The 25,788-nt window shown below is 65.9% G+C and carries 22 protein-coding genes and 1 pseudogene; 20 read left to right on the top strand and 3 right to left on the bottom strand.

Annotated elements, in window-relative coordinates; all coding sequences use genetic code 11:
* The first annotated feature begins 42 nt into the window (after nucleotides 1-42).
* Nucleotides 43-477, top strand: coding sequence for a heme-binding protein (locus EPD66_RS11470; protein ID WP_142848647.1), 435 nt, complete (start codon nucleotides 43-45; stop codon nucleotides 475-477).
* 114 nt (nucleotides 478-591) lie between these two features.
* Here the strand turns inward: EPD66_RS11470 and EPD66_RS11465 are convergent, their stop codons facing one another.
* Together EPD66_RS11465 and EPD66_RS11460 are read right to left on the bottom strand one after the other, a co-directional pair.
* Nucleotides 592-1,899, bottom strand: coding sequence for a cell wall metabolism sensor histidine kinase WalK (locus EPD66_RS11465; RefSeq protein WP_221930962.1), 1,308 nt, complete (start codon nucleotides 1,897-1,899; stop codon nucleotides 592-594).
* Nucleotides 1,896-2,621 (bottom strand): response regulator, encoded by a 726-nt coding sequence (locus EPD66_RS11460; protein WP_142848646.1) that lies wholly within the window; start codon nucleotides 2,619-2,621, stop codon nucleotides 1,896-1,898. The genes EPD66_RS11465 and EPD66_RS11460 overlap by 4 nt, the downstream gene beginning before the upstream one ends.
* A 173-nt stretch (nucleotides 2,622-2,794) precedes the next feature.
* On the opposite strand from EPD66_RS11460, the gene EPD66_RS11455 reads away from it, so the two are divergent.
* From EPD66_RS11455 to EPD66_RS11395, 13 genes are all read left to right on the top strand, one after another.
* Nucleotides 2,795-3,184 carry a DUF305 domain-containing protein gene (locus tag EPD66_RS11455; protein ID WP_142848645.1) on the top strand — a complete coding sequence of 130 codons (390 nt, stop codon included), beginning with the start codon at nucleotides 2,795-2,797 and terminating at the stop codon, nucleotides 3,182-3,184.
* A 70-nt stretch (nucleotides 3,185-3,254) separates the two neighbouring features.
* A complete protein-coding gene (locus tag EPD66_RS11450) occupies nucleotides 3,255-3,659 on the top strand; it encodes a four-helix bundle copper-binding protein (protein WP_142848644.1) in 405 nt (134 codons plus the stop codon).
* Nucleotides 3,660-3,991: 332 nt separating this feature from the next.
* Nucleotides 3,992-4,861, top strand: coding sequence for an IclR family transcriptional regulator (locus EPD66_RS11445; protein WP_142848643.1), 870 nt, complete (start codon nucleotides 3,992-3,994; stop codon nucleotides 4,859-4,861).
* Nucleotides 4,862-4,950: 89 nt separating this feature from the next.
* The gene (locus EPD66_RS11440; RefSeq protein WP_142848642.1) at nucleotides 4,951-6,096 is read left to right on the top strand and encodes a zinc-binding dehydrogenase; all 1,146 of its coding nucleotides are present in this window, start codon (nucleotides 4,951-4,953) and stop codon (nucleotides 6,094-6,096) included.
* Between the two features lie 27 nt (nucleotides 6,097-6,123).
* Nucleotides 6,124-7,047 carry a xanthine dehydrogenase family protein subunit M gene (locus EPD66_RS11435; RefSeq protein WP_142848641.1) on the top strand — a complete coding sequence of 308 codons (924 nt, stop codon included), beginning with the start codon at nucleotides 6,124-6,126 and terminating at the stop codon, nucleotides 7,045-7,047.
* Entirely contained in the window at nucleotides 7,040-8,911 is a 1,872-nt protein-coding gene (locus EPD66_RS11430) for a molybdopterin cofactor-binding domain-containing protein (RefSeq protein WP_142848640.1), read from the top strand. The genes EPD66_RS11435 and EPD66_RS11430 overlap by 8 nt, the downstream gene beginning before the upstream one ends.
* An 11-nt stretch (nucleotides 8,912-8,922) precedes the next feature.
* A complete protein-coding gene (locus tag EPD66_RS11425) occupies nucleotides 8,923-9,933 on the top strand; it encodes a xanthine dehydrogenase family protein molybdopterin-binding subunit (protein WP_142848639.1) in 1,011 nt (336 codons plus the stop codon).
* Nucleotides 9,934-10,199: 266 nt separating this feature from the next.
* Nucleotides 10,200-11,162, top strand: a complete 963-nt coding sequence (locus EPD66_RS11420) for a tripartite tricarboxylate transporter substrate binding protein (protein WP_142848638.1) — start codon at nucleotides 10,200-10,202, stop codon at nucleotides 11,160-11,162.
* 12 nt (nucleotides 11,163-11,174) lie between these two features.
* Nucleotides 11,175-11,645: a tripartite tricarboxylate transporter TctB family protein gene (locus tag EPD66_RS11415; RefSeq protein WP_142848637.1), complete on the top strand. Its 471-nt coding sequence runs from the start codon at nucleotides 11,175-11,177 to the stop codon at nucleotides 11,643-11,645.
* A 10-nt stretch (nucleotides 11,646-11,655) separates the two neighbouring features.
* Nucleotides 11,656-13,200 carry a tripartite tricarboxylate transporter permease gene (locus EPD66_RS11410; protein ID WP_142848636.1) on the top strand — a complete coding sequence of 515 codons (1,545 nt, stop codon included), beginning with the start codon at nucleotides 11,656-11,658 and terminating at the stop codon, nucleotides 13,198-13,200.
* Nucleotides 13,201-13,221: 21 nt separating this feature from the next.
* The gene (locus tag EPD66_RS11405; protein ID WP_142848635.1) at nucleotides 13,222-15,162 is read left to right on the top strand and encodes a thiamine pyrophosphate-binding protein; all 1,941 of its coding nucleotides are present in this window, start codon (nucleotides 13,222-13,224) and stop codon (nucleotides 15,160-15,162) included.
* 29 nt (nucleotides 15,163-15,191) lie between these two features.
* Complete coding sequence (locus EPD66_RS11400; RefSeq protein WP_142848634.1) at nucleotides 15,192-16,628, top strand: NAD-dependent succinate-semialdehyde dehydrogenase; 1,437 nt, start codon at nucleotides 15,192-15,194, stop codon at nucleotides 16,626-16,628.
* Nucleotides 16,629-16,676: 48 nt separating this feature from the next.
* Nucleotides 16,677-18,392 (top strand): IlvD/Edd family dehydratase, encoded by a 1,716-nt coding sequence (locus EPD66_RS11395; protein WP_142848633.1) that lies wholly within the window; start codon nucleotides 16,677-16,679, stop codon nucleotides 18,390-18,392.
* Nucleotides 18,393-18,564: 172 nt separating this feature from the next.
* On the opposite strand, the gene EPD66_RS11390 is transcribed toward EPD66_RS11395, so the two are convergent.
* Entirely contained in the window at nucleotides 18,565-19,350 is a 786-nt protein-coding gene (locus tag EPD66_RS11390) for a sulfite exporter TauE/SafE family protein (RefSeq protein WP_142848632.1), read from the bottom strand.
* A gap of 190 nt (nucleotides 19,351-19,540) precedes the next feature.
* On the opposite strand from EPD66_RS11390, the gene EPD66_RS11385 reads away from it, so the two are divergent.
* From EPD66_RS11385 to EPD66_RS11360, 6 genes and pseudogenes are all read left to right on the top strand, one after another.
* Complete coding sequence (locus EPD66_RS11385) at nucleotides 19,541-20,710, top strand: Re/Si-specific NAD(P)(+) transhydrogenase subunit alpha (RefSeq protein ID WP_142848631.1); 1,170 nt, start codon at nucleotides 19,541-19,543, stop codon at nucleotides 20,708-20,710.
* 30 nt (nucleotides 20,711-20,740) lie between these two features.
* Nucleotides 20,741-21,031, top strand: a pseudogene (locus EPD66_RS11380) (NAD(P) transhydrogenase subunit alpha); the annotation flags it as partial.
* A 5-nt stretch (nucleotides 21,032-21,036) separates the two neighbouring features.
* On the top strand, nucleotides 21,037-22,428 hold the full coding sequence (locus tag EPD66_RS11375) for an NAD(P)(+) transhydrogenase (Re/Si-specific) subunit beta (RefSeq protein WP_142848629.1): 1,392 nt from the start codon (nucleotides 21,037-21,039) through the stop codon (nucleotides 22,426-22,428).
* A gap of 31 nt (nucleotides 22,429-22,459) precedes the next feature.
* Entirely contained in the window at nucleotides 22,460-22,921 is a 462-nt protein-coding gene (locus EPD66_RS11370) for a CBS domain-containing protein (protein WP_142848628.1), read from the top strand.
* A 68-nt stretch (nucleotides 22,922-22,989) separates the two neighbouring features.
* Nucleotides 22,990-24,585: an NTP transferase domain-containing protein gene (locus EPD66_RS11365; RefSeq protein WP_142848627.1), complete on the top strand. Its 1,596-nt coding sequence runs from the start codon at nucleotides 22,990-22,992 to the stop codon at nucleotides 24,583-24,585.
* A gap of 4 nt (nucleotides 24,586-24,589) precedes the next feature.
* Complete coding sequence (locus EPD66_RS11360; RefSeq protein ID WP_142848626.1) at nucleotides 24,590-25,783, top strand: aminotransferase class V-fold PLP-dependent enzyme; 1,194 nt, start codon at nucleotides 24,590-24,592, stop codon at nucleotides 25,781-25,783.
* Nucleotides 25,784-25,788 lie beyond the last annotated feature (5 nt).

The following is a 25,788-nucleotide window of genomic DNA, read 5'->3' as shown; positions in this document are numbered from 1 at the left end:
AATCGGCAATTCTACCCCCTCCAAGAAGGAAGGAGAGACACCGTGAGCCTGACACTATCCTCTGCCGATGCGATCGTTGACAAGGCCTTGCAGACAGGTCGGGAAAAAGGTTTCCAGCCGCTGACCGTCGTCGTGCTGGATGCCGGCGGCCAGATCAAGGTCCTGAAGCGCGAAGACAATGCCAGCCTGCTGCGTCCGGAAATCGCCATCGGCAAGGCCTGGGGCGCCCTGGGCCTGGGCTTCGGCGGACGTGAACTGGCCCGCCGTGCCGCCAAGATGCCCGCCTTCATGAATGCCGCCTCGGACCTGGCCGGCGGCAAGATGGTGCCGGTGCCCGGCGGCGTGCTGATCCGCGACAAGGACGGCATGATCGTCGGTGCCGTGGGCGTGACCGGCGACCTGTCGGAGAACGACGAGCTCTGCGCCGTCGCCGGCATCGAATCGGTCGGCCTGGTGGCCGATACCGGCGGGGAATAAGCCGCACGGACAACCTGTAAAACCTTTCCTCGTCATTCCCGCGAAAGCGGGGATGACGGGCTGGTGCGGGAGGAACCGGCTTTGCCGGTATCCTGCAGGCAGATTGTCTTCCCGCTACAGCGGCAAATCCACCACCACCCGCAAGCCTCCTTCGGCGCGATTGCTCAGCGACAGGTCGCCGCCATGGGCATGGATGACGGACGAGGCGACGGAGAGGCCTAGTCCGGCCCCGCCGGTTTCCCGCGAGCGGGAAGCCTCGACGCGGTAGAAGGGCAGCAGCACCTTCCGCAATTCCTCCTCGGGAATACCCGGCCCCCGATCCTCGATCACCACCCTGGCACCCCCTTCGCCTGCCGAGACATGGACCCTGACCGCGCCGCCATATTTGACGGCATTCCCAATCAGGTTGGTGAAGGCGCGCTTCAGGGCCAGGGGGCGGCCCTCGACGGGCAGGCGCTGGGGCGCCTCGCAGGACGCCTCGGCCCCGGCATCGCTGAAATCGTCGCAGATGCTGGACAGCAAGGCCGCCAGATCGACGACGCGCGTCTCTTCCTGGGCGGCATCGTCGCGGGCGAAGGCAAGGATCGAGGCGACCATCGCCTCCATCTCGTCCAACGTCTCCCGCATCCGGGCCCGTTCCTCCTCATCCTCCATGAATTCGGTGCGCAGCTTCAGCAGGGTGATGGGCGTGCGTAAATCGTGGGATATGGCGGCCAGCATGCGGGTGCGGTTGTCGACCAGACGGCGCAAGCGTTCCTGCATTCGGTTAAAGGCCCGCGCGGCCTGACGCACTTCGTCGGGGCCGTCCTCGACCAGCGGCGGCGCCTCCACATTGCGGCCCAGGCGCTCGGCGGCACCCGCGAAGGCGGCCAGGGGCGCGGCCAGCCGCCGCACCACCCAGATCGACAGCACCACCACGCCCGCCGCCATCAGCGCCATGGACCACAGATGGCGCGACCATTGATCGGCCGGCACCATTTCGTCATGGGCGAAGTTCAGCCATCCGCCGCCTTCCAGCCGCACCGAGGCCTGGACCCGGTAGAGCCCTTGCGCACCGTCCACCGGTGCATCCATGGCCTGGATCGGACGCGACCCGAAATCCTGGCGCAGGGCATCGCGCATCAGCAGGGCACGGCGGGACTGGGCCTGTTCCGCCACGGCAGGAACTTCGCTCAGGCTCACCGCCAGGTCCGGGCCGCCGATGGCGCGCAGCATCCGCTCGTGCCAGTCCTGCGGCGTTTCGTCGAACAGCCGCACCACCTCGGCCACCCGCGCCGCTGTATGGCGGGAATCCATCTGGGCCAGCGTGTCCATCCGGTCGCCGGAATAGATGATCATGCTGAGAAGATGAGAGACGGTCAGGCCGACCAGCAGCACCAGCACCGTCTGGCCCGCCAGGCTGCGCGGCAGCAACCGCCTCATTGCCGCGTCACCTCGGGGGTGAAGATATAGCCCTCGCCCCAGACGGTCTTGATCAGGACAGGCTCGCGCACATCCTCCTCGATCTTGCGGCGCAGGCGGCTGACCTGGGTATCCACCGCCCGGTCGAAGGGTGCCGCCGCCCGCCCCCGCGCCAGATCGAGAAGCTGGTCGCGGCTGAGCACCCGCCGGGGATGCTCGACGAAGGCCAGCAGCAGGGCGAATTCGCCCGAACTCAACGGCACCACCATGCCGTCCGCCCCCACCAGCTCCCGCCGCGCCGCATCGAAGCGCCATTGGGCGAAGCAATAGGGGCGGCCGGTCCCGCCCTTGTCCTCGGGCCGCGCCGGAACGCCCTGCGCGCGGCGCAGGACGGCCTTGATGCGCGCCAGCAATTCGCGCGGATTGAAGGGCTTGGGCACGTAATCGTCGGCGCCCATCTCCAGCCCGACGATGCGGTCGGTTTCGTCGCCCATCGCCGTCAGCATGACGATGGGTATCTGGGAGGTGGCGCGCAGCCAGCGGCACAGGCTGAGGCCGTCCTCGCCCGGCAGCATCAGGTCGAGCACCACGAGGTCGAAGCGGCCGGTCTCCAGGGCACGGCGCATGGCCCTGCCGTCCTGGGCGCTGCTGACCCGCAGGCCGTGCTTGACCAGGAAGCGGCCCAGCAGGTCGCGGATCTCTCGATTATCGTCTACGACGAGGATATGCGGCGAAGTCTCCATGGGCCGATTTTACGCAGGCCGCCGTCGAGGCCATCATGAAAAGCGTGACAGAATGTTGCGCTGCGCGATCCTGACATACTTTGTCACACTTTTCCGTCCGGCAGACGCAACCCCGTGACATTTCTCCTGTCCCATGCGGCGCATCACGACGTCACGAAACTGGAGAAGTCCCGATGAAGACCCTGCTGTCCGCCCTGGCCCTGTCGTCGATGATGGCCCTGTCCCCCGCCGTCTTCGCCCAGTCGGCGCATCATCATGGCGGCGGTCATGCCGGTCACGGCACCGCCGCGACCCAGGACCAGGACGCCTCTCCCGCGGTCCGGGCCTACAAGGAAGCCAACGACCGGATGCATGCGGGCATGGATATCGTCTATAGCGGCGATGCCGACATCGATTTCGTGCGCGGCATGATCGCCCATCACCAGGGCGCCATCGACATGGCGCGCATCGCCCTGGAGCATGGCAGCGACCCGGAAATCCGCAAGCTTGCCGAAGAAATCGTCGCCGCCCAGGAAGGCGAGATCGCCTTCATGAAGGCGTGGCTGCAACGCAAAGGGCTGTAGGGCCGAACCATCCTCCGGACACGGTGTTTGCTGGCGAAACCGCCGCACCACCCACTTTCCGGAGGATGATATGTCCGTAGCCAAGATGATCGCGACGCATCCCGACGTGAAGGGCAGCACCAACGACGCCCTGATCCGCTGCATCGAGGAATGCGCCGCCTGCGCGCTGACCTGCGCGTCCTGCGCCGATGCCTGCCTGGCCGAGGAAAGGGTCGCCGACCTGCGCCAGTGCATCCGCCTGGACCTCGACTGCGCCGATCTCTGCACCCTCACCGCCGCGCTGGCCCTGCGCCGGACGGGATCGAACGAGGAAGTGATCCGCCGCACCATCGAGGCCTGCCGGACCGCCTGCCGTCTTTGCGCCGAGGAATGCGACAAGCATGCCGGAATGCACGAGCATTGCCGCATCTGCGCCGAAGCCTGCCGCCGCTGCGAACAGGTCTGCCAGGAGGCCTTGCAGAGCATGGGAGGCTGAAAAAACTTTCCTCTTTCTCCGCTCCCTTTCAAAGCCCTCGCCGTCGTTGCGAGGGCTTTTTGCATCGCAAAAACCTTTCTCTGCCTTGCCCCCACATCCCAGGGCGGAACCGCAGTCCCCTGCCCTTTATCCCGGCGAAAAGCAGCGTGACGCGGCGCAGCGAAAGCGGCACCGCCTCTATTTTCCATAGGAAAATGCCACTTAAGACTCGCCTATGACCATTGGCAGTAGTGTCATGAAAAGCACTTTCAGGATGTTGACAGGCTCCGCCGACGGGGACTAGGCTGAGAACTATCAGAAAACGCTTTTCACACTGTGAAAACGAGGTGACGATGGCAAAGGGGCAAACCAAGGCAACGGCTCAGACCGCCGATGTCCAGCCCGTCGGGGCCGCTCTCCCCGCCGGCCCCGAAGAAGGCGCCAAGCGCCAGCCCAACAAGGGCATCCAGTCGGTGGACCGCGCGCTGGACATCCTGGAAGCCCTGGCCAGCAGCCGCAATGCCGTCGCGCTGACCGAGCTAGCGGCCAAGACCGGCCTGAACTTCTCGACCTGCCATCACCTTCTCGCCACCCTGGCACGGCGCGGCTATGCCACGCAAGAACCCGAGACCCGCCGCTACCTTTTGGGCAACCGGGTCTTCGAATTGGCGGAGGGACGGTCCCGCCAGCTTCATCTGGTCACCTTCGCCATGCCCGCGCTGGAGGAACTGAACCGCGTCACCAGCGAATCGGTGCATCTGGCGGTGATCGAGGCCTTCGACCTGGTGACCCTGGCCAAGCTGCCCTCGCTGCACGCGGTCAAGGTGGACAGCGACGTGATGGGCAAGTCCAAGGCCGCCCATGCCACCGCCACCGGCAAGGCGATCCTGGCCCATATGAGCGAGAACGTGCTGGCCGAATTGCTGGCCCGCCACGGCCTGCAGCGCTTCACCGACCACACCATTTGCTCGGTCGAGGAGCTGAAGCGCGAACTGGCCAAGGTGCGCGAACAGGGCTGGTCCGAGGATTGGGAGGAGTTCCAGCCGGGCGTTGTCTGCATCGGCGCCCCGATCTACGACCGCACCGGCAAGGTGGTGGCGTCGGTCAGTTCCTCGACCCCCACCATGCGCGCCACCGACGAGGCCCTGGCCCGGACCCGCAGCAAGGTCGCCGAATGCGCGGCCACCATTTCCCGGCAACTCGGCTGGGCGAACGCCGCCTAGCCCCATGAACACGGCGCTGGCCTGCGGCTTTTTCACCGCAACGCGCCGAAAACAATTTTCATAATGCGAAAACAGGAGGAGTCCGTCAGATGGACGATTTGGTACTCAACAAGGACACGGCGCAGACCAAGACCTTCGAGATCCCCACCAAGATGAAGGCCTGGCAGTTGGGCAAGCCCGACGAACTGACCCTGGTGGAAAAGCCGGTGCCGCAGCCGGGCAAGGGTGAGGTGCTGGTCCGCATTGATGCCGTGGCCGTCTGCGCCACCGACCTGGAAATCATCTCCCACGGCCTGCCGGCCCAGATCCAGGGCGGTTCCCCCTTCGAGAAGGGCTTCACGCCGGGCCATGAATACATGGGCACCGTGGTCAAGCTGGGCCGTGGCGTCGACGAGTTCAAAATCGGCGACCGCGTCGCGGTGGAAATCCATGCCGGTTGCGGCCAGTGCGAACGCTGCCGCGAAGGCATGTATACCTCCTGCCTGAACTACGGCAAAAACTACGGCGACCAGGACAAGGGCCACCGCGCCAACGGCTTCACCACCGATGGCGGCTTCGCCGAATATGCCGTGAACCACATCAACACCCTGGTCCATGTCCCCGACCATATCTCGGATGCCGAGGCGACCCTGATCGTCACCGCCGGCACCGCCATGTACGGCCTGGACGCGCTGGGCGGCCTGATCGCCGGCCAGGCCCTGGTCGTCACCGGCCCCGGCCCGATCGGCCTGATGGGCGTCGCCGTCGGCAAGGCCCTGGGCGCCGACCCGGTGATCCTGACCGGCACCCGCGATTCTCGTCTGGAAATCGGCCGCAAGCTGGGCGCCGACCACACCATCAACGTGCGCAACGAGAATGCCGTTGAAGCGGTGCGCCGCATCACCGGCGGCATTGGCGCGCATTACGTCCTCGAATGCTCGGGCGCCCCGGCCGCGCTGAACGAAGCGGCCAGCATGGTCCGTCGCGGCGGCAAGATCTGCCTCGCCGCCTTCCCCGGCAAGCCCGTCGAGGTCGATGTCGCCGCCCTGGTGCGCAACAACATCTACCTCTACGGCATCCGCGGCGAAGGAAAGAGCGCCGTGCATCGCGCCGGTGCGCTGATGGCCATGGGCCGCTTCGACGCCAAGCTGCTGCACACCCACACCTTCCCGCTGGAGGAAGTGCCCACCGCCCTGCGCTATGCCCGCGAGCGCATCGACGATGCCATCAAGGTCGTCGTCACGATGAATCATTAATCCGGAACGCGGCAGGGAGAGGGCGATATGCTTCGCTGTGACGATTACTACCTGCCGGCGACGCTGGACGAAGCGTTCGATCTGATCGAACGCTTCCCCGGCGAACACCGGATCATCGCGGGAGGAACCGACCTCCTTCCGTGGGCGCGCGAAGGGCGGGCGGGGGATGTCCACATCCCCGTCCTCATCGACATCTCCCGCGTCGCCGAGATGCGCGGGCAGAAGGCGCAGGACGGCCGCATCCGCCTCGGCGCGAACACCACTTTCGCCGAATTCCTGAAGGACCCCTTCCTGAAGCGGCATCTGCCGGTGATGGCGCATGCCGCCATCTGGTTCGCCGACGACCAGCTGCGCGCCGCCGCCACGCTGGCGGGCAATCTGGTCAACGGCTCGCCCGCCGGTGACGGCATCCCGCCGATGGTGGCGATGGAAGGTTCGGTGGTGCTGGAAAGCCGCAAGGACGGCAAGCGCCACACCCGGACCGTTCCGGTGGCCGACTTCATCCAGGGTCCCGGCAAGACGCTGCTGGAACCGGGCGAATTGATGACCGCCATCGAATGCGACGACATGGAAGGCTGGGGCAGCGCCTTCGAGAAGGTGGGCCACCGCCGCTCGCTGGTGATCTCCACCTGCTGCGTCGCCGCCCTGGTCAAGGTCGATTGGGCCACCCGCCGCTTCGCCGATGTGCGCCTCGCCATCGGCGCTGTGGGGCCGGTGCCCTGCCGGGCGAAGGAACTGGAACAGTCGCTGATCGGCCAGCCGGTCACGGCCGAGACCATCCGCAGCCTGTCCGACCGCACCGCCGGCTTCGTCCGCTCGCGCAGCCGTCAGGAATACCGCCGCAAGGTCCTGGCCAGCTTCGTCGAACGTGCCTTGGGCGATGCCCTGGACGAACTCGGCATCGCCCCCGTCAGCCAACCCGTACACGGGGAGGAAAGGCTCCATGCCTAAGATCACCATCCAGACGACCGTCAACGGTCGTTCCGTCAGCAAGGACGTCGACCCGTCCCTGCGCCTGCTCGACTTCCTGCGCGAGGAACTCTACCTGACCGGCGCCAAGGAAGGCTGCGGCGCCGGTGAATGCGGCACCTGCTCCGTCTTCGTCGACGGCGTGCTGATGAAAAGCTGCCTGATGCCCGCCGGCAAGGCCCAGGGCACCACCATCGAAACCGTCGAGGGCTTGGCGGAACGCAACCGCCTGACCGTGCTGCAGCAGGCCTTCCACAAGACCGGCGCCAGCCAGTGCGGCTATTGCATTCCCGGCATGGTCATGGCCGCCACTTCCTGCCTGCGCGGCAACCCCCATGCCAGCCTCGACGAGATCAAGGAACATCTGGGCGGCAACATCTGCCGCTGCACCGGCTATTCCAAGATCTTTGAAGCGGTGGAACTGGCCCGCGATGTTCTGAACGGCTCCGTCCCGGCCACCGCCCTGCAGGAAGACGCCTTCAAGGACAGCTTCCTGGGCGCCAATGTGCGCCGCCTCGACGCCCCCAGCAAGGTCACCGGCGCGCTGAAATATGCCGGGGACATGACCATGCCCGGCATGCTGCACCTCCAGGTGCTGCGCAGCCCGCACGCCCATGCCCGCATCGTCAGCCTGGACACCTCCGAGGCCGAGCGCATGCCTGGCGTCGAAGCGGTGGTGACCAGCGCGGACGTGCCCGGCGTGGACGGCTATGGCGTGTTCATCCATGACCAGCCGGTCCTGGCCCGCGGCAAGGTGCGTTTCGTCGGCGATGCCGTCGCCGCCATCGCCGCCGAGACCGTCGCCCAGGCCCGCGACGCCCTCGAAAAGATCAAGGTGGTCTACGAGGAACTGCCCGCCGTCTTCGATGCCGAAGAGGCCATGAAGCCGGGCGCGCCGCTGGTCCATGAAGGCAATACCGACAATATCTGCCAGCACATCCCGATCCGTAAGGGCAATATCGAGGACGGCTTCGCCAAGGCCGACGTGATCCTGGAGGAAACCTTCCGCACCCAGCGCGTCGAGCATGCCTATCTGGAGCCCGAGGCGGGGCTGGCCTATGTCGAGCCCGACGGCACGGTGACCATCCACTCGCCCAGCCAGAACATCACCCACCACCGCCACATGCTGGCCCATATCCTGGCCATGCCGATCAACAAGGTCCGCATGATCATGAGCCCGGTCGGCGGCGGCTTCGGCGGCAAGGAAGACATGATCTACCAGGGCATCCTGGCCCTGGCGGCGATCAAGTCGCGCCGTCCGGTGCGCTATGTCTTCACCCGTGAGGAATCGATCCTGGTTTCGGCCAAGCGCCATCCCTTCGTGATGCGCCTGCGCATGGGCCTGACCAAGGACGGCCGCATCACCGCCACCCACATGCATTCGATCTCCGACGGCGGCGCCTATGCCCTGTCCACCCCGGGCGTGATGCGCAAGCATTGCATCCTGGGTGCCGGTCCCTACGAGATCGACAATGTCCGCATCGATGCCTACGGCATCTACACCAACAACACCCCGTCCGGCGCCTTCCGCACCTTCGGCGCCATGCAGAGCCTGTTCGCCACCGAATCCATGATGGACATGGCGGCCGAGAAGCTGGGCCTCGATCCCTTCGAGATCCGCCGCATCAACGCCATGCGCGACGGTGCCGTCACCCATACCCAGCAGAAGCTGGGCTCGGTGAGCATGCTCCAGGTGCTCGACACCCTGGAGAAGGGATCGCGCTGGCAGCCCGGCGTGCCCAACGGCCGGGGCGCCACCCGCGACGACCTTGGCGGTCCCGGCACCCGTGCCCCCTGCACCCTGGGCGTGCGGCTGCGCGACACCTCGGATGTGGCGGCGGAATAGGGAGAGAAAAAATGTATGACGACGGACGCAAGAAGCGGGGACGCGGCATGGCAGCCGGCTGGTACGGGATCGCCCGTACCGCCGCCATCGACCGGGCCGGTGCCTGGGCCGAACTGGACGATGGCGGCACCGCCAAGGTCGTCACCGGCGTGACCGAGATCGGCGAAGGCATCCTGACCGTACTGGCCCAGATCGCCGCCGAGGAGATGGGCATCCGCCCCGAGGACGTGACCATCGGCGATAACGACACCGCCCGCGCCCCGGAAGCCGCCCATGCCGGTGCCACCCGCCAGACCTATATGATCGGCAATGCCGTGGCCCTGGCCGCGCGCGAGGCCCGCAACCGCCTGGTCAGCGTGATCGCCGAGAAGTGGCAGGTTCCGGCCGAAAGCATCCAGACCCGCAACGGCGAGATGTGGGCGCCGGGCACCAATCTGCGCCTGACCATGGAAGAGGCCGTGGCGCAGTGCAAGGGCGTCGGCGTGGTGCCGGTGGGCAGCGCCTCCTTCACCGCCGACCATACCGCGCTCGACCCCGTCGACGGCAGCGGCCGCCCCTGGCAGGCCTATGTCTTCGGCGCCCAGGTCGCCGAGGTCGAGGTCGACACCGCCACCGGCGAGGTGCAGGTGCTGGGCATCTGGGCCGCCCACGATGTCGGCCGCGCCATCAATCCGCGCGGCGTCGAAGGCCAGATCGAAGGGGCCGTGGTGATGGGCGTCGGCCAGGCGCTGATGGAGGATTACCAGCTCGACGACCAGGGCCGCACCACCACGCCCGGCTTCGCCAAGTACATCCTGCCGACCGCGCTCGACGTGCCGCAGGTCACCTCCTTCATCGTCGAGGACCCCGATCCCTTGAGCCCGCTGGGCGCCAAGGGCATCGGCGAACCGGCCATGGTGCAGACCGCCCCGGCCATCCTGAACGCCATCTACGATGCCATCGGCGTGCGGATCACCACGCTTCCGGCGACGCCGGAACGGGTGCTCGAAGCGCTTGCCAGCAAGCGGGAGAAAGCCGCCTAGCACGAGACCCAGAGAAAAAAACTTCTTCAAAAAACTAAAAAAGAAGAAGAAAAAAGTAGGAGGCAACACGTGAATAACAAAAAGCGGCCCGCTTTTTGGCACCGGAACAAGCCATAACAAACGGTGCATTCAGGCGAAGCCGCCGGTCCCCACAAGGACCGTCAGCTTCGCCCTCTCGCAAGAGAGACGTATCTCGGCCTGAAACGAATCATTCGTTGACCAGCCGGCGAAGCCCAAAAAGAGCCGCCGGTAACCGGGAGGAAAGCATGAATATCAAGAAGACCCTGTCCGCCTTCGGTCTGTTCGCCGGAGCCCTGACTCTGTCTCTGCCTGCCACGGCGGCCGACAATTATCCCAGCCGTCCCATCGAGATGACCGTGCTGTTCGGTGCCGGCAGCTCCGCCGACCTGGCCGCCCGCGCCCTGGCCGACGGCCTGAGCAAGGAACTGGGTGTTCCGGTGCCGGTGGTGAACCGTCCCGGCGGCGGCGGTGCCGTGGGCTACAGCTATGTCCGCGACCAGCCCGCCGACGGCTATCACATCGTCTGGAATTCCAACTCCATCAGCACCGTCCACCACCAGGGCAACCTGCCCTTCGGCTACGAGGAATTCGATGCCGTCGCCCAGGTCAGCACCGAAAAGCCGGTCCTGGCGGTGCGCGAGAACGCCCCGTGGCAAACGCTTTCCGAATTCATGGAAGAAGCCCGTGAAGCCCCCGGCCGCATGAAGGTCAGCGTCTCGGGCCTGGGCAGCTTCACCCATATCGCCGGCGCCGCCATGTTCAATGCCGGCGAGGCGACCATGACGCCGGTTCCCTTCCCCGGCAACGAAGCCGTGCTGAACCTGCTGGGCGGGCGCGTCGACGCCACCGTGCAGCTTCCCGCCGCGCTGGTGCCTCATGTCAAGAGCGGCAAGGTCCGCATCCTCGGCGTCTCCAGCGACAGCCGCCTCGACCTGTTCCCCGACGCCCCGACCACCATCGAGCAGGGCGTGAACAGCAACATGGAAATGTGGCGCGGCATCGCCGTCAAGAAGGGTACGCCGCAAGAGGCCATCGCCCGCCTGGACGCCGCCATCAAGAAGGTCACCGAAAGCGAGGACTTCCAGAAGGTCGCCGACAACCTGGCTTTCAGCGTCTCGTACCTTCCCCATGACCAGTTCGCCCAGGTGATCGCCGAGGACGATGCACGCATCGCCGAATTGATGGCCCAGATGGCCAGCTCGAACTAAGGGGGCGACATCATGAATGCCGGCAAATTCAGTCGCGGGCTCGGCATCGTCCTGACGCTGTTCGCTGCCGGCTGGGTCGCAACAGTGCTTTATACGATACCGGAAAGCCATATTCCGGGTACTCCCGGTCCTCGGACTTTCCCGCTGCTGCTGGGCACCATCCTCGGCTTTCTCGGCCTTGTGCTGGTGTTCAGCCCGGCGAAGCTGTGCTTGGACGTTCCCTCCGCCATCACCAACCGCGAGGTCAAGGTGGTGGGGGGAACCTTCCTGGTCCTGTTCGGCTATGCCTTTCTCCTTGGCAAGATCGGCTTCGTCCTGGCGACCCCGCTGGTGGTCATCCTCGTCTTCAAGGTGATGATGGGGATCCGCTCATGGACCAAAACACTGGCGACGGCCATCATCATCCCGGCCGTGTGCTGGCTGATCTTCGTTCAGGGCTTCGAGGCGAACCTGCCTCGCGGCACCTGGCTTAATTTGCTCTGAGGAAGCCGTCATGGAAACAATCCTGTCCGGTCTTCAACAGGCATTGTCGATGGAAGCCCTGCTGGCGGTCTTCATCGGTTCTGTCCTCGGCCTGATCTTTGGCGCCATCCCCGGCCTGACCTATTCGCTGGTCCTGGTGCTTCTTCTACCGCTGACCTTCGCCATGCCCACCGAGGCGGGCATGGGCCTGCTGCTCGGCTGCTATCTGGGAGGCATGACCGGCGGGTCCGTTTCCGCCATCCTACTCGGCATTCCCGGCACCCCCTCCGCGGCGGCGACGGTCATGGACGGCTATCCCATGGCGCGGCGCAACGAAGCGGGCAAAGCCCTGGGAACGGCGCTGTTCGTCTCCGTCTTCGGCGGCCTGTTCAGCCTCATCATCATGGTCTTCGTCGCCTCCTACATCGCCGACGTGGCGCTGGCCTTCGGCCCGGCGGAAATCTTCGCCCTGGTGCTGTTCGGCCTGTCCACCATCTGCGGCCTGTCCGAACGGAGCCTGACGCTGGGCTTGGTGGCGGGCGTGCTGGGGCTGATGCTGATGACCATCGGCCTCGACCCCCTGACCGGGGTGCAGCGCCTGACCTTCGGCTTCACCGACATGATGCAGGGCGTCAATCTGGTGGTCGCCATGATCGGCCTGTTCGCCATCCCGCAGCTGGTCGACACCTTCCTGTCCAAGGACGGCAACAAGGTCGACCTGGGCAAGTTCGGCAAGGTCCGCTGCACTCTGCCGACATGGCAGGAATGCCGCCAGAATCTCGGCCTGGTGACGCGCTGCTCGGCCATGGGCACGGGCATCGGCGCCATTCCCGGCGCCGGCGGCCCCATCGCCGCCTTCCTGGCCTATGCCCATGCCAAGCGCTTCTCGAAGAATCCGGAGAATTTCGGCAAGGGCGAGATCGCCGGCGTGGCCGCGCCCGAAAGCGCCAACAACGCCGTCACCGGCGGCACGCTGATCCCGCTGTTGAGCCTGGGCATCCCCGGCGATCCGGCCACCGCGATCATGCTGGGCGGCCTGCTGATCCACGGCCTGCAGCCCGGCCCGCTGCTGTTCCAGACCAATCTGGACACCGTCTATGCCATCTACGCGATGGTCGCCATCTCCTATATCGCCATCTTCGCCGTCCAGCTTTGGGGCATCCGGCTGTTCGTGAAGGTCCTGGCGGTGCCCGGCGAGTATCTGGCGGCCTCGATCCTGGTGCTGTGCGCCATCGGCGCCTTCGCCATCCGCAACAGCATGTTCGACGTCTACATGATGATCGGCATGGGTGCCTTCGGTTACGTGCTCAAGCGCCTGGGCATTCCGATCGCCCCCGTGGTGCTGGGCATGGTTCTGGGCGAGATCCTGGACACCAACTACCGCACCGCCCTGATCATGTCGAACAACAGCCATGCCACCTTCTTCGAGTCGTGGACGGCCATGATCCTTCTCGGCCTGACCGCCCTGACCATCATCACGCAGGTCGTCAAGCGCTGCCGCAATCCGGCCATTCCGGCCAATGACGAAACGACCATCCCGAATGCAAAGAACGCCGACGGCGCTTCGGCCCACTGAACCAGACTTGGGGCAAGAATCATGAACCAAAACGCACAACCCATTGTTGCCGACAAGAAACCGGTCACGCAGGACTCCTCGTCCCAGGAAGCGCAGATCCGCCAGCGCGCCCGGGCCGTGGTCGAAGCCGGCAGCGTCGAGGCCGCCATCCGCCAGGGCCTGCTGCCCAAGCTGGTCGAAGTGAGCCTGTCCGAAGGCCTGATCCTGGGCCTGCTCAAGCAGGATGTCCGCACCTTCCTGGCCATCTTCGGCCATGGCTCGACCGATATCGGCGAGGTGCTGCGCATCTATACCGAGGAAGGCGCCACGCGGACCTACAACTTCCGCAACGAAGTGGAAATGGCCCATGTCGGCACCGCGCTGAAATGGATGACCGGCGAGACCTGCGCCGTCGTCACCTCGATCGGCCCGGGGGCCTTGCAGGCCATGGCCGGCTCGCTGGTCGCGGCCTGCAACAATGTCGGCCTCTATCACATCTATGGGGACGAGACGACCCATGGCGAAGGCTTCAACATGCAGCAGATCCCGAAGCACGAGCAGGGATTGTATGGCCGCCTGACCGCCTTGATGGGCGAGTCCTACGTGCTGCACACCCCCGAGGCCCTGCGCGACGCCCTGCGCCGTGGCGCCCTGAAGGTGGGCCATCCCTACAAGAAGGGCCCCTTCTTCCTGATGCTGCCCATCAACACCCAGCCCGAACGGCGTGTTTTCAACCTGGACGCCCTGCCCGGCCCGGTGCAGCTGCCCGTCCAGGCGGTGGGCAGCGAGGACAGCCTGCGCAAGGCCACCGCCCTGCTGCGCCGCTATCACCGCATCGTCATCAAGGCCGGCGGCGGTGCCCGCTTCGCCGCCGATGAACTGCGCAGCCTGGCCGAGCGGATCGGCGCCACCGTGGTGCTGTCGCCGGGCGCCAGCGGCGTGCTGCCCGACGAGCATCCCCAGAACATGCATGTCGGCGGCTCGAAGGGCTCGATCAGCGGCAATTTCGCCATGGAAATGGCCGACCTGCTGATCGTCATCGGCAGCCGCGCCGTCTGCCAGTCCGATTGCTCGGGCGTCGGCTATCCCAATGTGGAAGCGGTGATCAACATCAACGGCGATTTCTCCGACGTCGCCCATTACAACCACACCATCGCCCTGCCCGGCGATATCGGCGTGGTCATCAGCCAGTTGCTGGCCCATATCGAGCAGGAAGCCGATTTCGACCTGACGCCCAAGCGCAGTTGGCTGCAGCGTTGCGCCGAGAAGAAGCAGGAATGGATCGAGTTCCGCGATGGCCGCACCTATTCCAAGACCCTCCATGATCCGGTCTGGGGCCGCCCGGTGCTGACCCAGCCTACCGCCATCCGCGTGGTCGCCGACTTCGCCAAGGAGGTCAATGCCGTCAAGTTCTTCGATGCCGGCGACGTCCAGGCTAACGGATTCCAGGTGGTCGCCGACGACCGTCCTGGCGACACCTATACCGATACCGGTGCCTCCTACATGGGCTTCGCCTCCAGCGCCCTGACCGCCCTGGCCCTGTGCCCGCCGGACAAGCGCCGCTACGGCATCGCCTTCTCGGGCGACGGCTCGTTCATGATGAATCCCCAGGTGCTGATCGACGCCGTGGAACATGGGGCCCATGGCACGCTGGTGGTCTTCGACAACCGCCGCATGTGCGCCATCACCAGCCTGCAGCACGCGCAATACGGCGTCGAGTTCCGCACCAATGACAGCGTCGCGGTGGATTACGTCCAGCTCGCCTCCTCCGTGCAGGGCGTGGCGGCCTTCTATGGCGGCCACAGCGAAGCGGAACTGAGGGAAGCCCTGGCCAAGGCCCATGCCCATCCCGGCCTGTCCTTCATCCATGTCCCGGTCTATGCCGGCGAGAACAGCGAAGGCGGCATGGGGGCCTATGGTTCCTGGAATGTGGGCAATTGGTGCGAAGACGTGCAGTCCCGCTACCACAAGCAATCCCTGTAACGGCCCTTTGGTGAAAGGAGAGAAGACTGATGTACGACAGATATGGCCTTCACATCAAAGGGGAATGGCGCGCTGCGAAGGATGGCGCCACCCGGCCCGTGACCGATCCGGCGCGGGAATCGGAACTGGGCCATATTCCGGCTGCCGGTCCCGCCGATCTTGACGACGCCCTGGTGGCGGCCGAGACCGGCTTCCACGTCTGGCGGCGGACCTCGCCCTGGGAGCGTTCCGCCGTGCTGCACCGTGCCGCCGCCCTGATCCGCGAACGCACCGAGGACATCGCCGCCCTGATGAGCGCCGAGACCGGCAAGCCGCTGGCCGAGGCCAGGGGCGAGACCGGCGCCGCCGCCGACCAGTTCGAATGGTATGCCGAGGAAGCCAAGCGCATCTACGGCCAGACCATCGAGGGCCGCAGCCCCGACAGCCGCATGATGGTGAAATACGAACCCGTCGGCGTGGTCGCCGCCTTCTCGGCCTGGAACTTCCCCGCCCTGCTGCCGGCCCGCAAGATGGCCGCTGCCCTGGCGGCGGGATGTTCCGTCATCCTCAAGCCGGCGGGCGAGACCCCCGGTTCGGCCATGGCGCTGGTCCAGGCTTTGGCCGATGCGGGCCTGCCCGACGGCGTGATGAACCTGGTCACCGGCAATTCCGACATGATCGCCCGCCACCTCATCGCCTCGCCCATCGTGCGCAAGGTCTCGCTGACCGGTTCGGTGCCGGTGGGCCGCGAGATGCTGCGGCTATGCGTGGACGACTTCAAGAAGGTGTCGATGGAACTGGGCGGCCATGCCCCGGTGCTGGTCTTCGAGGATGCCGATCCCGTCGCCGCCGCCACCGCCGCCGCCACGGCCAAGTTCCGCAATTGCGGCCAGGTCTGCATTTCCCCCAGCCGCTTCTATGTGCATGAAAGCATTGCCGAGCCCTTCACCGAAACCTTCGCCAATTACGCCAAGGGCCTGAAGATCGGCCGCGGCCTCGATGCCGGGGTGCAGATCGGCCCGATGGCCAATCCGCGCGGCCTGCAGAACGCCCTGAACCTGATCGAGGACGCCAAGTCCCGCGGTGCCCGCGTCGTCACCGGCGGTGGCCGTCCGCCGGGTATCAACAGCGGCTATTTCATCGAACCCACGGTGCTGGCCGACGTACCCGACGAAGCCCGCATCATGAACGACGAACCCTTCGCCCCGGTTGCGCCGATCACCAAGTTCCGCAGCTTCGACGAGGTCATAAAGCGCGCCAATTCCACGCCTTTCGGACTGGCTGGCTATGTCTTTACCAATTCCCTGCGGACTGCCACCCTGGCATCCGAAGCCCTGGAAGTGGGCATGGTCGGCGTCAACGAGATGCTGCTGGCCAGTGCCGAGATGCCCTTCGGCGGCATCAAGCATTCAGGGATGGGCCGTGAAGGTGGCTCGCTCGGCATCAAGGAATACCTTGAGCCGAAATTTGTAAAAATGAAGATCTGACCTTAAATAGGCCCCAGTCTACCCATAACAAAAAAGGATTTGAGGAAAATGACGAATAAGGGAAAGGCAGAAGGTTTTGCTAGGGGGCTGACGAATTACGGGGATCGCGACTTCGCGCTCTATCTCCGTAAGTCCTTCGCCAAATCCATGGGCTATTCCGATGAAGCGCTGGCCAAGCCCGTCGTCGGCATTGCCTATACCCCGTCCGGCTTCAACAATTGCCACCGGCACTTCCCGGAAATGCTTGAAGCCGTCAAGCGCGGTGTCCTCGCCTCTGGCGGCCTGCCGGTGGAATTTCCCACCGTCTCGCTGGGCGAAGTCTTCCTCAATCCCACCAGCCTGATGTTCCGCAACCTCATGTCCATGGACACCGAGGAGATGATCCGCGCCCAGCCCATGGACTCGGTGGTCCTGATGGGCGGCTGCGACAAGACCGTGCCCGCCCAGCTGATGGGCGCGGCCTCGGCGGGACGTCCGGCGGTGCAGATCGTCGCCGGTCCCATGATGACCGGCAGGCACAAGGGCGAACGCCTTGGCGCCTGCACCGATTGCCGCCGCTTCTGGGGCAGTTTCCGCGCCGGCAGCATCTCCGAGGAGGAAATCAACGTGGTCGAGGGCCGCCTCGCCACCACGGCGGGCACCTGCGCGGTGATGGGCACCGCCAGCACCATGGCCTGCCTGACCGAGGCCCTGGGCATGTCCCTGCCCGGCACCGCGGCCATTCCCGCCGTCCATGCCGACCGCCTGCGCGCCGCCGAAGCCACCGGCGCCCTGGCCGCGCGCATGGCCGTCGAGGGCGGACCGACGCCCGACCAGATCATCACCCGCGCCTCGGTCGAGAACGCATTGCGCGTCCTTCTCGCCATCGGCGGCTCGACCAATGCCATCATCCACCTGACCGCCGTGGCCGGGCGCCTGGGCATCGAGATCGATCTGCCCTGGCTCAACCGCCTCAGCGACGAGACGCCGGTACTGGTCAACCTGAAGCCGGTCGGCAAGCATTACATGGAAGACCTCTATGCCGGCGGCGGGCTGGGCGCGATCCTGCGCGAGTTGAAGCCCCTGCTCAATCTCGACTGCATGACCGTCACCGGCGAGACGCTGGGCCAGCGCCTGGAAGCGCCCATCGACCATGTGGACCGCGAGATCATCAGCTCCTACGACAATCCCCTGGAACCCCAGGGCGGCCTCGTGGCCCTGTTCGGCTCACTGGCCCCGCGCGGCGCCATCCTCAAGCGTTCCGCCGCCGATGCCAGCCTGTTCGAGAAGGAAGGCCGGGCCGTCGTCTTCAACAGCCTGGAAGACCTGTCCGAACGCATCGACGATCCCGATCTGGACGTCACCGCCGACGACTTCCTGGTGCTCCAGAATGCCGGTCCGACCAGCCCGTCCGGCATGCCCGAGGCCGGTTACCTGCCCATTCCCAAGAAGCTGGCGCGTGCCGGCGTCAAGGACATGGTACGCATCTCCGACGCCCGCATGAGCGGCACCGCCTTCGGCACCATCGTCCTGCATGTCGCCCCCGAAGCGGCGGCCGGTGGCCCGCTGGCTTTGGTGCGCAACGGCGACCGCATCCGCCTGTCGGTCAAGAACAAGCGCATCGACCTGCTGGTGCCGGAAGACGAACTCGCCCGCCGCCGCGAGGAACTCGTTCCCACCGCCGTCCGGCCCAAGCGCGGCTATGCCAAGCTCTATGCCGACACGGTCACCCAGGCCGACCAGGGCTGCGACTTCGATTTCCTGCGCGCCGAACCGCAGTCGTAATCCGGAGAACTGGAAAGGGCGCGGAGGCTTCGGCTTCCGCGCCCTTTTGTTTTTGGGGCTGTCTTTTTTGAATTTTCCCGTCATTCCCGCGTAAACGGGACTCCATGCCGCCGCAGCGCCTTTCTGGATCGCCATGGCCTCCTGCTTCCGCGGGAGTGACGAACGAACCGGATCACCCCATCACCAGCCGGACCGCCAGGGCCAGCAGCACCACGCCGAACAGGCGCTTCAGCAGATTGCGAGGCAGGCGGTTGCAATAGGCCGCGCCGAGGGGGGCGAAGGCCAGGCTGGAAAGGCCGAACGCCAGGGCCGCCATCAAGTGGACATGGCCGATCATCCCTGCCGCCTGGACGTTCTCGGACAAGCCCTGGGCGATGAAGGCCGCCGAACCGAAAATCGAAATTGGCAGACCCAGGGTCGTTGCGCTGGCGACCGCGCGGGCCATGGCGACACCGCGATGGACCAGGAAGGGGATCATGAAGAAGGCCCCTCCCGCCCCGACCAAGCCGCCCAGGAATCCCATGGTCAGCGATCCCAGGCGCTGGGCCGTCGGACTGGCATAGCTTGCCAGGGCCAGCGCCTCTTTCTTTTCGGGCCAGAGGATCTTGACCGCCGTCAGGGTCAGGAAACCGGCGAAAAGAAGCCGCAGGAAATCGCCCGGCACCAGCCCCACCACCACGGCCGCGACACCGACGCCGATCACGCTGGGCAGGAAGCCCCGGCGCACCATGGTCCAGTCGATATTACCCAGCCTGCCATGGGCATAGATCGAGGAAAGCGAGGAAATTGCGACCACGGCCATGGAGGTGCCGATGGCCGCCTTGGGTGCCAGACCGGGGTCCACGCCCATCTGGGGCAGCAGCAGGATCAGGACCGGCACCGCCAGGACGGCCGTGCCGATGCCGATCAGCCCCAGAAGAAAGCCGCCGACAGCCCCGCAGAGGATAAGGGCGATCATCTCGCACAAGTTCAGAGCCTTTTCATGATAAGAAATAACCTTTCTTAACTTGGAAGCATAGAGAAGCGAAATAAAGACCTCTACAGACCAAAAAGCATATGTTTTGGGCACCAATGTTGACAGACCGAGTATGCCTGTCAATAATATTAGAAAATCATTTTAATAATATGAAAACAGGAGGTTCACGAACATGAAGGTCGCAATCCCCAAGGAGCGGAGATTGGGCGAGTATCGTGTTGCGGCCACACCCGACACGGTCAAGAAACTGAAAGCCCTGGGATACGACGTCGCGGTCGAGGCCGGGGCGGGAGTCGAATCGCGCCTATCCGACCGCGCCTTCGCCGAGGCCGGCGCCACCATCGCCCCCGATCTGGCCGCCTGCCTGCGGGATGCCTCGGTCGTTCTCAAGGTCCAGCGCCCGCTTCTGGCGTCGGAGGGGGGGATTGACGAATTGGCCGCCTTCCCGCGCGGCGCCGTGCTGGCTGCGATCCTGCAGCCCTATTCTTCGCGCGAGCATCTGGCCGCCTATGCCGAAGCGGGCATCACCGCCATGGCGATGGAACTGGTGCCGCGCATCAGCCGCGCGCAGAGCATGGACGTACTGTCCTCGCAGGCCAACCTGGTCGGCTACAAGGCGGTGGTGGACGCGGCGTCCGAATACCGCCGGGTCTATCCGATGATGATGACCGCCGCCGGCACCGTGCCGCCCGCTCGCTGCTTCATCATGGGCGTCGGCGTCGCCGGGCTTCAGGCCATCGCCACCGCCAAGCGCCTGGGCGCCATCGTCTCGGCCACCGACGTACGCCCGGCGGTCAAGGAACAGGTCAAATCCCTGGGCGGCACCTTCATCGCCGTCGAAAACGAGGAATTCAAGCAGGCCGAGACCGCAGGCGGCTACGCCAAGGAAATGAGCGATGACTATAAGCGCCAGCAGGCCGAACTGATCGCCGAGACCATCCGCAAGCAGGACATCGTCATCACCACCGCCCAGATCCCCGGCCGCCGCGCCCCCATCCTGGTCACCCGCGAGATGGTCGCCAGCATGAAGGACGGCGCGGTGATCGTCGACCTGGCGGTCGAACAGGGCGGCAATGTGGAAGGCTCGGTAGCCGGAGAGACGGTGCTGACCGACAACGGCGTCACCATCATCGGCCATACCAACTATCCCAGCCGCGTCGCCGTCGATGCCTCGCTGCTCTATGCCAAGAACCTGCTCTCCCTGCTGCAATTGCTGCATGACAAGGAAAAGGGCGGCCTGTCCATCAATTGGGAAGACGAGATCGTCAAGGGCATCACCCTGACCCATGAGGGCAAGCTCATCCATCCCAATTTCAGCAATTCCTCGGCCGCGGCCGCGTAAGGAGGGCAACAAGAAATGGAAAGCAACGATTTCTTCCTGACCGGCCTGACGGTTTTCGTGCTGGCCGTCTTCGTCGGCTATTACGTCGTCTGGCGCGTCACCCCGGCCCTGCATTCGCCGCTGATGGCGGTGACCAACGCGGTGTCCTCGGTGGTCATCGTCGGCGCGCTGATCGCCGCCGGTCCGGCCGAAACCACCAGCTCGAAGGTCATCGGCATGATCGCGGTGGTGCTGGCGGGCATCAACATCTTCGGCGGCTTCATCGTCACCCAGCGGATGCTGTCCATGTTCAAGAAAAAGCCCGTGAAGCAGGAGGCCTGAGCATCATGGATGGATTCTCCGTACTCGCCTATCTGGTGGCCGCCGTCTGCTTCATCATGGCCCTGCGCGGCCTGTCCTCGCCCGAGACCGCACGGGCGGGCAACACCTTCGGCATCATCGGCATGGTGCTGGCCATCGGCACCACCCTGTTCCAGCCGGTGGTCGAGACCTATACGATGATCATCGTCGGCCTGGGCGTCGGCGGCATGATCGGCGCGCTGATCGCCAAGCGCATCGAGATGACCGCCCTGCCCCAGCTCGTCGCCGGTTTCCACAGCCTGGTCGGCCTTGCCGCCGTGCTGATCGCCGTCGCCGCCTTCCTCAATCCCAGCGCCTACGGCATCGGCGCGGCGGGCGCCATCGGCGCCGGTTCGCTGGTCGAGATGAGCCTGGGCACCGCCATCGGCGCCATCACCTTCACCGGCTCGCTGGTCGCCTTCGCCAAGCTCCAGGGCCTGGTCAGCGGCAAGCCGCTGGTCTTCCCGATGCAGCATCCCCTGAACGCCTTCCTGGCCCTGGTGACGGCGGCCTTGGTGGTGTGGCTGGTGGTCAGCAACGATCCCGCCGCCCTGTGGTGGATCATCGTCCTCTCGCTGGCGCTGGGCCTGCTGCTGATCCTGCCCATCGGCGGCGCCGACATGCCCGTCGTGGTGTCCATGCTCAATTCCTATTCGGGCTGGGCCGCCGCCGGCATCGGCTTCACCTTGCAGAACAACCTGCTGATCATCACCGGCGCGCTGGTCGGGGCCTCGGGCGCGATCTTGTCCTACATCATGTGCAAGGGCATGAACCGTTCGATCTTCAGTGTGGTCCTGGGCGGCTTCGGCGCCGAGGCGGCCGTGGCCGGAGCGGGCAGCGACGGCGTCGAGCGCAATGTCAAGCAAGGTTCGCCCGAGGATGCCGCCTATATCCTGAAGAACGCCTCCAGCGTCATCGTCGTCCCCGGCTACGGCATGGCCGTCGCCCAGGCCCAGCATGCCCTGCGCGAGATGGGCGATTTGCTGAAGCGGGAAGGCGTCGAGGTCAAATACGCCATCCATCCCGTCGCGGGCCGCATGCCCGGCCATATGAACGTGCTGCTGGCCGAGGCCAATGTCCCCTATGACGAGGTCTTCGAGCTGGAAGACATCAACCGCGACTTCTCGCAGGCCGACGTGGCCCTGGTGATCGGCGCCAACGACGTCACCAATCCCTCGGCCAAGACCGATCCGCAAAGCCCCATCTACGGCATGCCCATCCTGGATGTGGAAAAGGCCAAGACCGTGCTGTTCATGAAGCGCTCGATGGGCGCCGGCTATGCGGGCGTGGAGAACGAGCTCTTCTTCCGTCCCAACACCATGATGCTCTTCGGTGACGCCAAGAAGGTGACCGAGGAACTGGTCAAGAACCTGGACTAAGAACCCAGACGTCAAACCGGGAGGCAGGATCATGAAAATCAGGAATATTCTGGACAAGAAGGGCACCCATGTCGTCACCATTCCCGTGCACAGCCTGGCCAGCGAAGCCGCCGCCATGCTGACGGGACACAATATCGGTGCCGCCGTGGTGGTGGACGAACGCTCGCGCATGGTGGGCATCCTGTCGGAACGCGACCTGGTCCGCTGCTTCAGCGAACGCGGACCCGCCATGCTTTCGGCCCCTGTCTCCTGGATGATGACCCCGGAGCCGCAGACCTGCGACCCCGAGGACGATCTGCAAGACGTGCTGCGGATCATGAACCGCGGCCGCTTCCGCCACATGCCGGTCCTGGAGGAGGGGCGCTTGGTCGGCATCGTCAGCATGCGCGACCTCTTCGCCGAACGGCTGGTGGATGTGGAACGCGAGGCCCGGGAACTCCATGCTTATGTGGTCGGGGCCGATTGGCCGACCTCGACGGGAGCCCATGCCTGACCCATAATACCGGCGGCGGCATCCTTGCGGTGCCGCCGCTTTGTTTTACCTGACACAAGGGAGGCCCCATGATCTTCAGCGCTGTCCCTGTGGAACAGGCCGAGGGCCTGACCCTCGCCCATAGCCAGACTCTTCCCGGCCGCCGACTGAGAAAGGGAACCGTCCTTTCCGCCGAGGATGTGCAGGCCCTGCGCCTAGCAGGTATTTCCAGCGTCACCGGTGTCCGCTTCGACGAGACCGACCTGCCCGAGGACGAGGCCGCCGCCGCCATCGCCCAGGCCGTTGCCGGTCCCGGCACGACCCTTGGGCCCGCCACCACCGGACGGGTCAACCTCTTCGCCGAACATCGCGGCCTGCTGATGATCGACACGGCCGCCGTGGACGCCATCAACCTGAAGGACGAGGGCGTGACGCTGGCCACCCTGCCCGCCTTCAGCGTCGTCCAGCCCCGCCAGATGATCGCCACCGCCAAGATCATCCGCTTCGCCGCCGACCGTTCCATCATCGAGGACTGCACCGCCCTCGCCCGGGATGCCGGGCCGGTCCTGCGGGTCCTGCCCTTCCGCGCCCTGAAGGCCGGGCTGATCCTGACCAGGACGCCGGGCATGAAGGACAGCATCCTGTCCGGCACCATCGCCGTCACCGCCGCCCGGCTGGAGGCCCTGGACAGCCATCTGGTCTTCGAGCATGTCTGCACCCATGACGAAAGCGCCATTGCTTTGGGCATTTCGGCGGCGCTGGCCGAAGGCTGCGACCTGATCCTGATCTCCGGCGCCTCGGCGACCGGCGACCGCGCCGATGTCGTCCCCAGTGCCATCACCGCCGCGGGCGGAAGCATCGATCATTTCGGCATGCCGGTCGATCCGGGCAACCTGCTTCTGCTGGGCCGCCTCGGCGCCGTGCCGGTGGTCAACCTGCCCGGCTGCGGGCGCTCGCCCAAGCTCAACGGCCTGGACTGGGTGCTGCGCCGCATCGCCGCCGGGGTGGAGATCACCTCGGAAGACATCATGCGCATGGGCGTCGGCGGCCTGTTGATGGAAATTCTCGACCGTCCCTCGCCCCGCCAGAAGGAAGAGGCCAAGGCCGCCCCGCGCATCGCCGGTCTGGTTCTGGCCGCCGGACGCAGCAGCCGCATGGGCCGCAACAAGCTGATGATGGAGGTGCGCGGCAAGCCCATGGTCGCCCATGCCCTGGACGCCGCCCTGGGCAGCAACCTCTCGCCCGTGGTCATGGTCGCCGGGCACAGCTTGGCCGAAGTCAGCCGCATCCTGCCGCCGGGCGTGGCCCTGGTACGCAATCCCAGCCCTGATTTGGGCCTGTCCTCCTCGCTGATTACCGGCCTTCAGGCCCTGCCCGAGGATGTGGACGGCGTGCTGATCCTGCTGGGCGACATGCCGCTGGTCGCGCCGCGCCATGTGCGGCGGCTGATCGAGGCCTTCGATCCCACCGAGGGGCGGGCCATCTGCGTGCCGGTCTGGCATGGCCGCCGGGGCAATCCGGTCCTGCTGGCCCGCCGCTTCTTTCCCGAATTGCTGGGCCTGACCGGCGATTCCGGTGCCCGCCGCCTGATCGCCGATTATCCCGAAGCCGTCTACGAAGTCGAGATGGACGACAACGCCATCCTGACCGACGTGGATACCGTCGAAGACCTGGTGGGAGTGTAGGGACATGGAACTCCGCCGCCACTTCCCCCTGCTCGACGAACAGGGCATCGCCTATCTGGACAATGCCGCCATGGCCCAGATGCCCGATCTGGTCCAGCGCAGGCTGGCCGAGACGGAAGCGGCCCTGCGCGCCAATGTTCAGCGCGGCAGCCACGACCTGGCGGAACAGGCCGACAGCCGGTTCGACGCCGCCCGCGCCGCCGTCGCCGCCTTCCTCTCCGCCAAGCCGGAAGAAGTCATCTTCACCGGCGGCTGCACGGCGGCCCTCGACCAGGCCTGCCGGATGCTGGCCCCGCGCCTGAAAGAAGGCGATGCGGTGGCGGTCAGCGTACTGGAACATCATTCCAGCCTGCTGCCCTGGGTCCGCCTGGCTCAGGAAAAGGGGCTGGAGCTGCGCCCGATCCCGCTGACGCCGGAGGGACGGCTGGACCTTACGGACATCGAGCGGATCGTCGATAAACGCTGCCGGGTGGTCGTCTGCACCCATGCCTCCAACGTCACCGGCGCCGTCACCGACATGGCGCTCCTTTCGGCCGCGGCCAGGGCGGCGGGCGCCCTGCTGGTGGTCGACGGCGCGCAGATGGTGCCCCACGGCAAGGTCGATCCCCGCGCCTTGGGTGCCGACCTCTACGCCTTTGCCGGACATAAATGCTATGGCCCGACCGGCGTGGGCGTGTTGTGGGGCCGGTCGGAATTGCTGGAGGACCTGCCCCCGGCCCTGGTCGGCGGCGGCATGGTCTTCACCGCCGGATTCGAGGGCTTCCGCCCCCAGCCCCCGCCCCAGCGCTTCGAGGCGGGCACGCCGCCCGTTGCCCAGGCGGTGGGCCTGGGCGCGGCCCTGGACTGGCTGGGCGGGCTGGACGAAAACCCGACCGCCGCCCATCTCGAAACCCTGACCGGCCGCCTGCTCGACGGCTTGAAGGCCATCAAGGGGCTGCGCCTCGCCGGACCCTCCGGGACCGTGGCGCGCGTGCCGGTGGTTTCCTTCACCATCGACGGCATTCACCCCCACGACATCTCCCACATCCTGGGCGAGGCCAAGGTGGCCGTGCGCGGCGGCCATCTCTGCGCCCAGCCGACCATGGCGGCCCTGGGCGTCGGTGCCGTGACCCGCGCCAGCCTCGCCCCCTACAACAATGCAGAAGACATCGACCGCCTGCTGGCCGGGCTGGAACGTGCGGTGAGGATCCTGGGGTAGCAGCC

It is taken from the genome of Telmatospirillum sp. J64-1, from assembly GCF_006980715.1.
Classification (GTDB): domain Bacteria; phylum Pseudomonadota; class Alphaproteobacteria; order Rhodospirillales; family Magnetospirillaceae; genus Oleiliquidispirillum; species Oleiliquidispirillum nitrogeniifigens.
The sequence above is the reverse complement of the archived record's forward strand: the minus strand, read 5'-3'. Positions and strand labels throughout refer to the sequence as shown.